A 12,427-nucleotide genomic window follows, 5' to 3' on the forward strand; every position below is an offset into this window, starting at 1 on the left:
CTATAGATCTGGGAATGCTCGGTAACAGATCTGAAGCCAGCAATCCCGCCCGACCAATGTGCATGTTTTCGGTCACCAGGTCCGCGGCTGCTGTATGTAGATAGACAGCAGCGCTAGCCGCATCAAATGGCTGAACTCCCTGGGCCAGGAATCCGCTAATCATGCCTGCCAGGACATCGCCGGTGCCCGCTGTGGCCAGCGCGGGATTTCCCCACCAGTTGATGCGCGTACGTCCTGTTGGATTGACCAGGATAGTACAGGAGCCCTTCAAAACTAGATTGACCTGCCACTCTTTGGCCTTAGTTCGCGCTAACTCCAGTCGGTCTATATTGCCACCGGATACCTTGATACCCTTGCTGAGACGTCCCATCTCACCAGGATGAGGAGTAATCACCGTATCCTTTGGTAAGAGGGTCCACCAGCGTTCCAGCGCGGAAAGGTTATTTAATCCATCCGCGTCGATAACCAGGTGGGGGCGTTTCTCGTCCGGCAGCGAACGCAGATGCTCAAGAATCTGTAGAATGACCTCGCGCGTGTTAGACGATTGTCCCAGGCCGGGTCCGATCAGCAGAGCTTTATAGCCATCGAGCTTATCAATCAACGCCTTGGCGCGCTCATAGCTCTCAGCATCTTCCTCGGGCAGGATAGCGAAGGTCGCCTCATGAAATGAACTGGCATAGAAAGGCAGCATTTTCTCGGTCACGGCCAGCGTAATTAAGCCAGCTCCGACTCTAGCTGCCGCACTGCTTGCCAGGTAAGCCGAGCCAGGATAGGGCAGCGAGCCACACAGCAACATTACCTTGCCGAAGGTCCCTTTGTTGCTATTGAGAGGCCGCTCAGGTAAGAGTTTGTGTACCTGTTGACCTGTGAGCATCTCTGTCTGTAGCTGGCTTTCTAAATCGGCGGGCAAGCCAATGTCCCCTACCTCTAAATCTCCTATATAATCGCGGCCGGGAAAGAAGAAAAAGCCCTGTTTGGGGCATGCCAGCGTAATCGTGATATCCATGGGGATAGTACCCGGATCTACTTCACCGGTATCTGCGTTAAGGCCCGTAGGAAGATCAATGGCCACCAGGCGCAGATTAGTGCGCCGGGCGCGTTCATCTTTTACTCTGGCCAGCAAGGTACGCATATCGTCGGGTAAGGGACGAGAGCGTCCTGTGCCCAGCAATGCATCGATAATATAGTCCGACCGCTGAATCTGCTCTGTCAGAGCCTCATCGACCACCTCATCCGCCCTGCGGGCACCTTGCACGACCAGCTTATGTTCTTTCCAATAATAAAGACTAATCAGCGCTCCCTCTTTTTCCAGATGATTGGTCATAACCAGCCCATCCCCGCCATTGTTACCGGGGCCAATCAGGAAGAGAACTTTTAATCCTTTAAGTTTCTGTGTAGGAAGCAGGTTTGCCTCGAAGAGCTCTGCGGCGCTTTTCCCCGCGTTGTTCATGAGGATCTCTGAGGTCAAACCATACTCTTTTTCGGCCCGTGCTTCCAGCTCTCTCATTTCTGAGATGGTGACGATATGCATACAACATCCTCCATGTTGTTTTATTGAATGATCTCTGTCTTTTTGTATTGTACTTACTGGTTAATAAATAGGGAAGGGGAGCATACCGATAAATGATAGTTAATAATTAAAAGCATTTGGAAATGCCGCTTGATCACGGCTAGCTGCGCTGCCAAAGATCGCCTTTTGGTATTGTTCTGTTTCCAGTAACAGTAGCGGCTTCCCAGGCAGCTGTGCTCATCCAAATGAATAGCATGCTCGTTTATTGATATGATTAGAGACAGTATGGAGCCTCTCCTGTTACTGAGTACGTTTGAATGCTATGAACTGGCTCAGTGCTATGCTATACTGCTATGTATGAAAATAGCGCTCAAAATCATGCCACAACGTAGTACACAGTACGCAGACATGACCGCTCTCCTGGCGGTTCCAGAACTGCTTGTCTGTCCATTGGGCCAGTTTGTTCAAGACATACAACCTGTAACGTTGGCTGGTCAAGAATATTTATTGGTGACGATCCCAGACGATACAAAGGATCGCTACCTGGCTTTGCTCCCCACTGTATTGCCCAGGTTGGGGGGCCTGAGTGAAGGGTATGAATATTTTGAACAGGTGGGTGAGATTCCAGGCCCCCTGTTGCGCCCTATTGAGCCTCAGTTTACGCCTTTTGTACCCTTCGAAATGGCCGAGGCGCGCCGCTATCGAGGTAAGACCAACGAAACCTTTACGCGCGTCTTGCTCAATACGGCCATCTTTTCTGGCCGTTTTAAACTCGCGGAGAGCGAGCGTATCAGGGTACTGGACCCTTTGTGCGGAGGAGGAACCACTCTGTTCCTGGCGCTGGCTTTTGGCTATGATGCATTTGGCATTGAATTGAATCGACAGGATGTTGATACTACAGCGGTATTTGTGCGCCAGTATCTTGAGAGCGAGCGTATCAGGGTTAAAGAGACAGATGAGCGCGGGAGGCGCAGTGGTCGGCGCTATCAGTTTGAGATCGGTGCCAGGGGCAATACTCACCACCTGGTACTGGCTAATGGAGATGCTGCAGATGCAACCTTGCATATGCGAGAGGTAGTAGGGGGACCTCATATGCATGCGATTGTTGGCGATCTGCCCTATGGCATTCAGCATTTCGGCGAAATCGCATCCCTGTTGAGTAAAGCACTGCCAGTATGGGAACGTATGCTATTGCCTGGTGGAAGTATCGCCTTATCCTGGAACGCCACCCGTATTACACGTGATGACATGATAGCGGCATTGCAAAAGCATACGCAACTCCAGGTTTTGAACGAAGCTTTGTATACACAGTTCGCCCATCCTGTGGATCGCGTAATCAAGCGGCGCGACATACTTGTTGCTGTCAAAGCGTAACTGCTCCTTTGTAGCTATACATTGTTAGCTGGCTTCGCATATAATGTTACTAATTATCACCGTAACAATCGGAACACCAAAGCTATCTGCTGAAAACGGATAGCTCTATAATAAGGGGTATGTATGCGCAATCTCCCAAATATACTGAGTATCAGCCGCCTGGTCGCCACTGTGGCGGTCTTTATCCTGATTCTAGTGAATCAACCCTGGGCCTTTCTGGTCGCCACCGTACTGTTTTTCCTGGCCTCTGTGACCGACTATCTGGATGGCTACCTGGCCCGGCGTTTTAAGGTTGTTTCTTCACTGGGTGTTTTTCTCGATTTGACCGCCGATAAAGTATTTGTGGCCGCGGTACTGATCGCTCTGGTACAACTCAACCTGGTGCCCGCCTGGGTCACCTTTATCATTATTACGCGCGAATTCATGGTGTCCGGTTTGCGTTCAATCGCGGCTGCCAAGGGTAAGGTAATTCCCGCAGGTATCTGGGGAAAGCAAAAGACCTTTATTACGCTTGTAGCTCTGGGAGCATTACTGCTGGCGAAAGGATTGGGCGCCCATATGCTCTCGCTCTTTCCACTCATACTTACCTTCAATAGCCAGACCGTCAACGCAGCCGAGATCCTGCTATTGGTGGCAGATGGCCTGATTGTGGTTGCCACCATCTGGACCATTCTGTCGGGCGTCGAATACTTGATTGGAGGGTGGCCACTGCTCCGCAGTAGCGATGAGCGCGCGCAGTAAGCCTGTGAAGAGGAGCGAGAAGAGCATGCTCTTCTCGCTATGTGGTTGGATTTGCTCCTGCCTCTGGAACTTTTTGCCCTAACTTGCGTTCTGTACCCGCAAGCAGGCGGCCAATGTTATCGCGATGAAAAATAATAATCAGGGATGGTGCGATAAGCATATAGAGGAGTTGAGGCAGGCTAACGGCTGCAAAGAAACCTGGATGCGTAACGCCCAGGATATAAAAAATGATCCCGCAAACCATACTGGTCAGACCACCAACGATGGAGCCAAGCGAAACATACTTCCAAATACTAATGGTGCCAATGGTAGTGATTGCTGAGATCAGGAATGTCAGTGGTGAACAGACCAGGAGCGCGCCCCCACCTGTAAGAACGCCACGACCGCCTTTAAAGCCAATAAAGACAGGATAGCAGTGTCCCAGCAGGGCTGCCAGACCAGCTACCAGAATACCCCAGCCGCCACCATTAAAGAGCGGAATCAGCGTAGCCAGCAGAGCTGGACCAAATCCCTTTGAGAGGTCAATAACCAGAACAATCAGTGCGGGACCAGTCCCTAACGTGCGCTGTACATTGGTTGCCCCAATCTTGCGACTCCCATGCTCCCGAATGTCGTAATCTTTGCCACGGAGCAGCTTTCCCATCCAATAGCCGGCGGGGATCGAACCCCACAAATAAGCGACGATCGTTGTCAGAACAAGTGAACCGATGATGTTAGACATCGAATTCTCCTTTGTATGATGTACACCCAGTGCCAGCCACATTATAGACTGCTTCTCATGAATTGACTAGAGGATATGTTTTGGGCAAAAAACGCTGTCAGTAGCTATTATGCGTCTTCCCCGGCTGGTTGGGAGCAACAGATATGATCCCTATCCTGATTTTCATAGTTGGATGTAGCGCGGAGTCAGTACTTCTGGCTACAAGTCTACTCATTATGTGCTATCGACTATACAAGTAGGAAAGGCATTTTGCATGAGTGATGACAGCGAAGCGAGAGATGACAGACGGTGATATACTCAACTAAGGTACCGAAAAAATCAGCAAGGAAATAGTTCTATTATATTACTAGCCCAAAAAGGTTTTGGGATAGCTGGTTGGTCTGATCATTATTATTATTTCTTGGATAGAGTTAAGCTGTAGTGTGTAAGGAGGTCGTACATGCAGCGTATTAGAAAGTATAGCAGTGTTATTGTCAAAATTATTTTAGATACAATTGGAGGTCTGATTATGCTGGGGCGCTGTATCGTGCAGCGTATCTCAAGCCGTATACAGACGACCCAATTGAGCGCTGCTAGTTTGCGCACCCCCGAAGAATTGCCTGGCGCTGTTGTTAAAAGTAACATAACTGGAGCTGAAATAGACAGAGGTCTAAATTCCTCCCCAGAATTAACCGTGACAGCGGTGGAAAAGCCAGGCGCAGCGGAATTAACTACGGCCAGCGAAGAGCCGATATTTGAAACAGTATCACCTGTGATGATAGATGATTCATCCGTGATCGAAGAAGCGGTGGTTACTGAAGAGATACCGCTGGCACAACAAATACCAGTGCCAGAAGAGACGAGCATTGTCACAGAAACACCCGTAGCTGAGGAGAGCGCTGCTGAGCTGACCAGGGAAGACGAAACAATAGCGTCAGCGCAGAATGAGGCGGAAAAAATTCCTGTAGAGCCAGCAATCACGCAGCCCGAAGCCTATTGTGTGAAATGTCGTACCCGGCGCGGGATGAAAGATGCCAAAAGGATTGTTACAAAAAATAATAGGAACGCTATGGAAGGTACATGCCCCGTCTGTGGTACACGACTTTTTCGTTTTATCACAACAAAATAGTTAAAAGCCCCAATTGAAAAACGTTGAAACGGTTTGGAACAATTTGAGATCGCAATTTTCGCACACAATTGATAGATGATGTGGAGATAATTTAAGGCGATGATGGGCATGTGAAGGGGCCTGACACGCTGATGGACACATGTTGCGCTACTGTGATATGAAACGGACAGTTTTCATATCACAGTAATGAAAAAACGGAGCAAATCACTTGACGTTCCATCATTCTCAACGTATAATCTCCCTCATGTGTGTTGAGCATCTACGTTTCGCGTTGAAACGAGGCGTGGAATTATGTCGCCTCGATGATCAAAAAGACAGCAACCAATAACCAGACGCGCAAGCGTTTTATTTGCTGTCGGTTAGTTCATCCTCTTTTACGAAAGCTTGCAGGGATTGATCAGACGTCGGGTGTAGTTTTTGCTATCATTGTCGCCTCTAGTAAGGCGCATGGTAGTAAAGCAGGGGGCAAGCAACACAAGCCAAACACAAAAGCAGGATGAAGCTTTTAGTTTTAGCTAGATAGGTAATCAGAGGCGGATACCGGGAATGGACCCGCTGGGGTCGAGAGCCTCACTACCAGGAGGAATTTGACAATGAGTATTGGTGGACAGAGTGATGCATCGGATCGCAAAATTTATCGCTTCACACCTGAAGGCTTTGCGAAAATGAAAGAGCGGCTAGACTACCTGCGTAACGTAAAACGCCGTGAGGTCGCTGACTATATTCATGAAGCCAAGGAAGCGGGCGATATTAGTGAGAGTAGCGCATACGAAGAAGCCAAAAATGACCAGGCAATGCTAGAAGGCGAGATTCTCGAACTTGAACAGCGCATGGCCTATGCTGAAGTAATGACTCCAGACATGCACGCTGACACAGACGGCACCGTCCGTATTGGTATGCAAGTCGAAGTAGAGACAGATAGAGGCACCAAGCGTACGTTTAAGATCGTTGAGACGTTCGAAGCTAATCCAAAAGAAGGATTGATCTCTGATCAGGCTCCTGTGGGTAAAGCTCTGATGGGTCACCGTGAGGGTGATGAAGTTAATGTTTCAACTCCTGGCGGTGTAACGACATACTCTATCATTTCTATTCGTCCAATGCTGTAGTCTCGCACAACAGAACTTTTTCCCAGGGCACCCCACAGCGTGGGTGCCCTGTTTTTTTGAGAAAGGATCAGATTCCCAACATACTGGGAATCTGAGCGCCCCTGGGCCCGGGGACGGGAGGCGCGCAAGCCCATGCACCGTGAATGCGGATGCTATGGCAAGCAGGTCCTTTATTTGACATATGCCATACTCGTCGGTAATATAGAGAGGCACATTTATTGCTGGGTCCTGGTTTGTAGTACCATCAGCCAGTCAGCAGTCTGTCAGGGGCAATAAGGAGCTTATCAGTGTTAACATTTGAAGACTTGACCGGATTATTCATCAAGGCAGCGCGTGATCTTGGTCTGGTCGCACACCCTGAGTCATGGTTGAATACACGTTCACTGGAACGTGAATTTACCTGTATCTGCCATACAGGCGCCTGTGATGAAGTTGAACAACAGAGTTCGTGCGTTGTATCATTTTCCTGGGGAGTATTGGATACCGCGCTTTCAACGGATGGACCTGCTGGGGTTTGTGAATTTTTTCATGAAGTCGAGCAGGACTGCGACCATTTGCATACCAGCTCGATCCCACCTCTGGTACTGGATCTCTCTTATTCCCTTGCTTTGCATGGAGTAGCGCCTGCTGAAGAGACGCTACCCTCGCTGTCACAGATGCTCAAACTCCAGGCCAGCGAACAGAGTCGCAGAACCACCGAAACACTTCCAGGTGTGAGCATGATCTTACGAGACAACCGTCTCTATCCCGAGGTGCTGACGCTGCAACAACGTGTGGAGATCCCCATCTGGCATCCACTGGGTATGCGCGGTTTGCATGAAGAGCAACCCGTCTCCAGCGAAAGTATTCTGTTACAGGTGGAGAATGGAGAGATGGAGCAACTGGTCCTGCCAGATGATCCTCAGCCAGAAAAGTGGCTGCCCAATGTGCTGACGGAAGTCTGTCAGGACATTATCCATGTGCTTGCCGCGCTTGAAACGGCCGTATTCTCAAATACCTCTGACCGTTCTTGAGATAGTTTTAGACTGGTGTAGAAGTAGTTTTAGTACATACGATTTGGTCTACGTCGTCGTCCGTCGGGTAGCAAGACATCCAATACATCATCGACAGTAATAACGCCCTCAAGTATACCATTCTCATTTACCACGGGCACGGCCAGCAAATTATATTTCGCCAGCGTCTCAGCTACTGTCCGTGGGTCAGCATCTGGTAGCACCGTAATCAGATTTGTCTCCATAATCTCTTGCAGAGTCTGTCCGGTTTGTGCGACCAGTAGATCCCAGATCGATACAACTCCCAGCGGGCGGCACTCATCGGCATTTTCATCTTCCACGCAGTACACATAGGCGATACGTACATCGTTGTCAATGATCTCAGCCCGGATCGCCATTAATGCATCCTGTGCCGCGTGCGTCTGATTGAGCACAATGTAATCTGTGGTCATCAAGCCACCGGCCGTATCGGATTCATACTCCAGTAGATCCTGCACCTCTTCAGAGTCTTCCGGGTTCAGCTGATGCAATAGCTCCTGCTGGCGTTCCTCAGGCAACTGGCCGAGCAGGTCCGCAACCTCATCGGGTCCCATTTCATGCAGGATAGCGGTAGCTCGTTCGTCAGACAGATTTTCAAGGATCTGTACCTGGCGCTCAGTAGCGATCTCCTCCATAGTATCTGCGGCCAGCTCATTATCCAGACGTTCTAGCAGGCGTGCTCCCTGTTCAACCGAGACCTGATGCACGATGTTCGCGATATCTGCCGGATGGAGTTCTGAAAGATGGCCACTGAGGGTGCGGGGAGTAGGAGTAGTTAAAGGAGCGGTAGGGACCTTCTGTTTGCCCTCATCTTCATAGTAGCCCGCCTGCACCAGCTCAACCTCTGTCCAGGGGACCAGGGTACTGCTAGTAGGTTGATTGATCGCATTGGCTAACCAGGAAGGGGCCAGGCGACGAACCAGGCTAAGAGAGCTCTTATCGACACCTAGAATCTGCCAGGTATCGCTAAAGCACAGATCATTGACGCGGACCATTTTCTTATGTTCTAGATCAATGATCTGTTTATCGAGCACCTCTTGTGCCAGGCGAAACTCATCCTCAGACAAGAGATCAGACTGTAGCTGAGCGAGCCGCTCACCAGGGTAACGCAGATGCCATGCTCCCTCGCTGCGTATAACGTCAGTGATCGGAACACGTCTCTGTTGATCATCTTCAACCTCTACCAGCAGAGCGGTAGGATAGGCTGGATTGTCCTGTCCTACCTGAGATGCTTGCGCTAGTATATCGATGATTTTGCCAACGCGCACATTGTGCTGGTCCAGAACTGGCGCGCCGAGCAGCTGGCTCAAATATAACATATAATTATATCTCTACCGATTACATCTCTACCCGTGAATCAGGCAACACTTTACTTGGTTCTAACGTAGTAAATGAGCCATCCTGCCGCTGGCTGAGCTTGACGCTGGTACCGATGAAATCGCGGAAGAGCGGATGGGGACGATTGGGTCGGCTTTTGAATTCAGGATGGAACTGCGAAGCGACAAACCAGGGATGATCCTTGATCTCGACCACTTCGACCAGGCTATTATCCGCTGAGCGGCCACTGACCACCAGGCCATGAGCTTCCATGCGCTTGCGATACTCGTTATTGAATTCATAGCGATGGCGATGGCGCTCAAAAACAATTGCCTCCCCATAAGCTTTATGGGCTTTAGTATCTGGCATCAAGCAGCAGACCCAGTTGCCCAGGCGCATGGTACCACCTTTATCAGAGACATTGCGCTGTGTGTGCATAAGATCAATGACAGGATGCTCATTCTGGGGATCAAATTCGGAACTATCAGCATCGGTTAGGCCGAGCACATTTCGTGCAAATTCAATCACAGCCACCTGCATGCCCAGACACAGGCCCAGATAAGGAATATTATGGCGGCGTGCATAGCTGGCTGCCTTGATCTTACCCTCGATACCACGATGACCAAAGCCACCGGGAACCACGATACCGGCGACATCTTCCAGCGCCTCTTCGTAGTTCTCGCCCATTTGCTCCAACGCTTCCGAATTAATCCACTTGATACGAATATCTACATCATGGAACCAACCGGCGTGATGGAGGGCCTCTGCCACCGACATATAAGCGTCATGCAGCTCGACATACTTGCCAACCAGGCCAATAGTGAGCTCGGGTCGAGAACGTTTGATACGGGCCACAAGGTTTTCCCACTCATGCATCTGAGGCTCATGTTTGGGAAGGTTCAGCTCTTGCACAATAAATTTGCCCAGACCAGCCTCTTCCAGGTTTAGAGGAACCTCGTAGATAGTTTCAGCATTAGTCATCCCAATGACTGCTTTTTCCTCGATATTACAGAAAAGCGCGATCTTCTCGCGTAGCTCATCGGGTACTGGATAGTCGGAGCGGCACAAAATAACATCGGGCTGGATACCAACGCGCAGGAGTTCTTTAACACTGTGCTGTGTGGGCTTGGTTTTGAGCTCCTTAGCTGCGCCAAGGTATGGGAGAAGTGTAACATGGATATAAAGGACATCCCGACGTCCGACATCTTTGCGCATCTGGCGAATTGCCTCTAAATAGGGCTCGCCCTCGATGTCTCCAACCGTTCCGCCAACCTCAACAATCACCACATCAGCATCTGACCGACGAGCGACCGCATGGATACGATCCTTAATTTCATTGGTGATATGGGGGATAACCTGAATCGTACCGCCGAGATATTCGCCGCGGCGCTCTTTGCCGATAACAGATGCATAGACCTGGCCAGTTGTAACGTTATTGGCCTGATATGATGGCTCATCGGTAAAGCGTTCATAGTGGCCAAGATCCAGGTCTGTTTCGGCGCCATCATCGGTAACAAACACTTCACCATGTTGATAAGGTGACATTGTTCCTGGATCAACATTAATGTAGGGGTCTAATTTCATGAGCGAGACGGAGACTCCGCGATTTTTGAGGAGACGCCCGAGTGAGGCGACACTAATACCCTTCCCTACTGAAGACGCCACACCGCCTGTTACAAAGATAAATTTTGACATAACTTCGCTTCCTCCTTATACCCGGAGCCTTGCCTTGAGCAATTGAAACATTGACAGTATCGTCACAGCCTTTACCGTGGTGTCAGTAAAACAACCTGCATGGTGGCTGGTAGAGAATTCTTCGTGACTGTAAACTTAGGCTGTGGCTCAATAGCTTCAACACCCATTTCACGACAAAATTTATTTAATTGTGCCGGTATGCCTTCAGTTTCTTCCGGGTGATAATGCATAGGGATAACCACCCGTGGTTCTACCTGACTGATAATCTCAGCAGCCTGTGTTGCATCGATTGAGTTCCCACCGCCAATTGGAAGGAGAAGTATGTCCGCATCGGCAACTTCTTCTAATTGTTGCTCTTGTAAAACATGACCCAGGTCACCTAAATGGCAGATGACAAGATCGTCCATATGTATAATGTAAATAGTGTTGCGTCCCAGTTTTTTTCCGTGCTCGTCATCATGATAAGATGCAACGCCGGTAATCAACACATCGCTAATTTCATATTCACCCGGTCCACGTACGACCCGTGGTTTACCACCCACACCCTGTACGTAGTTATGGCCTGGATGATCATGACTGACTGTAACAATAGAGGCATTCACCTTACTCAAGCTGGCAGCTTCTTCTGAGTTAGCCTGCCGAGGAGTAACGGGATCTGTAACTAGAATGACATTTTTGCCACGCAGCTGAAAGCAAGAGTGGCCAAGCCAGGATATTTCCATAACTGTAATACTCTCTCACATAAGTTCGGGCGGGGACCCAATGTCCTCGCCCGGATTGTATTGTATCATACAGGATAAGTGTTCTACAAGGGACGAATGGAAGGGCAATACTTTTGTATATTACCGCCAAAGGGATGATTAATGTAACCTTTTTGGGCCCGGAGATCCTATAGTCGCCAAATTTGTTGCTATATGCTTACTTATTCGTTTACTTGATATGAAATAGAGTCATTTTTTTGAGTCATTATTTCTGCCTGTATGGGGCATTATTTTTAAGAGGAGAGGCTTTGTATATGCGGATTTCTGTTGTAGTCCCTGTCTACAATGAAGAAAAGACAGTGGCTAAAATTGTAGAGATGCTTTCCCAGGTGAAACTGGATCTTGAGGTTATTATTGTTGATGACGCATCAACCGATCGAACGTGGGAAATCCTTCAGCAATTGCGTCAAACGGCGCCCTATGATTCCTACCAGTATGTGCGTCATGAACACAATCAAGGCAAAGGAGCAGGCCTGCGCACAGGGTTCAGGTTGGCTACGGGTGACCTGGTTACGGTACAGGATGCCGATATGGAATATGATCCCCAGGATATTCCTGCACTGGTCCGTAAATGGGAAGACGTCATAGCGGCAGGCCATAAGCGTGTGGCTATTTATGGTTATCGCGATCTGTCAGGCCAGAAATTCACCACGCGCTGGGGAAATCGCTTCCTGACAACTGTGACCAACGTATTATTTGGCAGTCGTATTCATGACATGGAAACCTGCTATAAATTGATGCCAGGTGTAGTTGCTCATGCATTGCCTATGACAGGTCGTCGCTTTGAGATTGAGCCAGAAATTACTACCTGTATCCTCAAAGCCGGATACACTATTTTTGAGGTTCCCATTAGCTACTATCCTCGTGAGGAAAAGAAACTTTCTCCCTGGAAAGATGGTTGGCCAGCCCTGGCTATGCTATTAAAGCAGCGTTTTAATAAGGCTCTTCCTATAGCTGAGCCATCTCAGAGCAACAAAACCAGGCCCGAACATGCCAACATTAGTAAGTAGCTATGCGGCTATTTATGGCAAAAGGTTTCGAGACGAGAATGGGGCTGCTGGTT

11 protein-coding genes are annotated in these 12,427 nt (G+C 49.3%); 6 read left to right on the forward strand and 5 right to left on the reverse strand.

Annotated elements, in window-relative coordinates; translation table 11 throughout:
* Nucleotides 1–1,531: NAD(P)H-hydrate dehydratase (locus tag JMI88_RS33775; protein WP_201366439.1), on the reverse strand; the 1,531-nt coding region annotated here is incomplete at its 3' end.
* A gap of 357 nt (nt 1,532–1,888) precedes the next feature.
* Here JMI88_RS33775 and JMI88_RS33780 point away from each other — a divergent pair.
* Nucleotides 1,889–2,884 (forward strand): TRM11 family SAM-dependent methyltransferase, encoded by a 996-nt coding sequence (locus JMI88_RS33780; RefSeq protein WP_201366440.1) that lies wholly within the window; start codon nt 1,889–1,891, stop codon nt 2,882–2,884.
* Nucleotides 2,885–3,007: 123 nt separating this feature from the next.
* Nucleotides 3,008–3,625 carry a CDP-diacylglycerol--glycerol-3-phosphate 3-phosphatidyltransferase gene (gene pgsA / locus JMI88_RS33785; protein WP_201366441.1) on the forward strand — a complete coding sequence of 206 codons (618 nt, stop codon included), beginning with the start codon at nt 3,008–3,010 and terminating at the stop codon, nt 3,623–3,625.
* Between the two features lie 37 nt (nt 3,626–3,662).
* Here the strand turns inward: pgsA and plsY are convergent, their stop codons facing one another.
* Nucleotides 3,663–4,346 carry a glycerol-3-phosphate 1-O-acyltransferase PlsY gene (plsY, locus tag JMI88_RS33790; protein WP_201366442.1) on the reverse strand — a complete coding sequence of 228 codons (684 nt, stop codon included), beginning with the start codon at nt 4,344–4,346 and terminating at the stop codon, nt 3,663–3,665.
* 439 nt (nt 4,347–4,785) lie between these two features.
* On the opposite strand from plsY, the gene JMI88_RS33795 reads away from it, so the two are divergent.
* The 3 genes from JMI88_RS33795 to JMI88_RS33805 all read left to right on the forward strand — a co-directional run bounded on the left by JMI88_RS33795 (nt 4,786) and on the right by JMI88_RS33805 (nt 7,573).
* Entirely contained in the window at nt 4,786–5,454 is a 669-nt protein-coding gene (locus JMI88_RS33795; protein ID WP_201366505.1) for a DUF5679 domain-containing protein, read from the forward strand.
* A gap of 593 nt (nt 5,455–6,047) precedes the next feature.
* Nucleotides 6,048–6,560: a transcription elongation factor GreA gene (greA, locus tag JMI88_RS33800; protein ID WP_201366443.1), complete on the forward strand. Its 513-nt coding sequence runs from the start codon at nt 6,048–6,050 to the stop codon at nt 6,558–6,560.
* Between the two features lie 287 nt (nt 6,561–6,847).
* Nucleotides 6,848–7,573, forward strand: a complete 726-nt coding sequence (locus JMI88_RS33805; RefSeq protein WP_201366444.1) for a hypothetical protein — start codon at nt 6,848–6,850, stop codon at nt 7,571–7,573.
* 29 nt (nt 7,574–7,602) lie between these two features.
* Here the strand turns inward: JMI88_RS33805 and JMI88_RS33810 are convergent, their stop codons facing one another.
* The 3 genes from JMI88_RS33810 to JMI88_RS33820 all read right to left on the reverse strand — a co-directional run bounded on the left by JMI88_RS33810 (nt 7,603) and on the right by JMI88_RS33820 (nt 11,325).
* Nucleotides 7,603–8,910, reverse strand: coding sequence for a magnesium transporter (locus JMI88_RS33810; protein WP_201366445.1), 1,308 nt, complete (start codon nt 8,908–8,910; stop codon nt 7,603–7,605).
* A 19-nt stretch (nt 8,911–8,929) separates the two neighbouring features.
* Nucleotides 8,930–10,603 carry a CTP synthase gene (pyrG, locus tag JMI88_RS33815; protein WP_201366446.1) on the reverse strand — a complete coding sequence of 558 codons (1,674 nt, stop codon included), beginning with the start codon at nt 10,601–10,603 and terminating at the stop codon, nt 8,930–8,932.
* A 71-nt stretch (nt 10,604–10,674) separates the two neighbouring features.
* Nucleotides 10,675–11,325, reverse strand: a complete 651-nt coding sequence (locus JMI88_RS33820) for an MBL fold metallo-hydrolase (RefSeq protein WP_201366447.1) — start codon at nt 11,323–11,325, stop codon at nt 10,675–10,677.
* Nucleotides 11,326–11,618: 293 nt separating this feature from the next.
* Between JMI88_RS33820 and JMI88_RS33825 the strand changes: the two genes are divergently transcribed.
* Nucleotides 11,619–12,374, forward strand: coding sequence for a glycosyltransferase family 2 protein (locus tag JMI88_RS33825; protein ID WP_201366448.1), 756 nt, complete (start codon nt 11,619–11,621; stop codon nt 12,372–12,374).
* Nucleotides 12,375–12,427: the final 53 nt, after the last annotated feature.

The organism is Dictyobacter formicarum (genome assembly GCF_016587435.1).

Bases quoted from the DNA above. Each gene is read 5' to 3' on its own strand.
- JMI88_RS33780 (WP_201366440.1), top strand. From the start codon at position 1,889: ATGCCACAACGTAGTACACAGTACGCAGACATGACCGCTCTCCTGGCG.
- pgsA (WP_201366441.1), top strand. From the start codon at position 3,008: ATGCGCAATCTCCCAAATATACTGAGTATCAGCCGCCTGGTCGCCACT.
- plsY (WP_201366442.1), bottom strand. From the start codon at position 4,346: ATGTCTAACATCATCGGTTCACTTGTTCTGACAACGATCGTCGCTTAT.
- JMI88_RS33795 (WP_201366505.1), top strand. From the start codon at position 4,786: ATGCAGCGTATTAGAAAGTATAGCAGTGTTATTGTCAAAATTATTTTA.
- greA (WP_201366443.1), top strand. From the start codon at position 6,048: ATGAGTATTGGTGGACAGAGTGATGCATCGGATCGCAAAATTTATCGC.
- JMI88_RS33810 (WP_201366445.1), bottom strand. From the start codon at position 8,910: ATGTTATATTTGAGCCAGCTGCTCGGCGCGCCAGTTCTGGACCAGCAC.
- pyrG (WP_201366446.1), bottom strand. From the start codon at position 10,603: ATGTCAAAATTTATCTTTGTAACAGGCGGTGTGGCGTCTTCAGTAGGG.
- JMI88_RS33820 (WP_201366447.1), bottom strand. From the start codon at position 11,325: ATGGAAATATCCTGGCTTGGCCACTCTTGCTTTCAGCTGCGTGGCAAA.
- JMI88_RS33825 (WP_201366448.1), top strand. From the start codon at position 11,619: ATGCGGATTTCTGTTGTAGTCCCTGTCTACAATGAAGAAAAGACAGTG.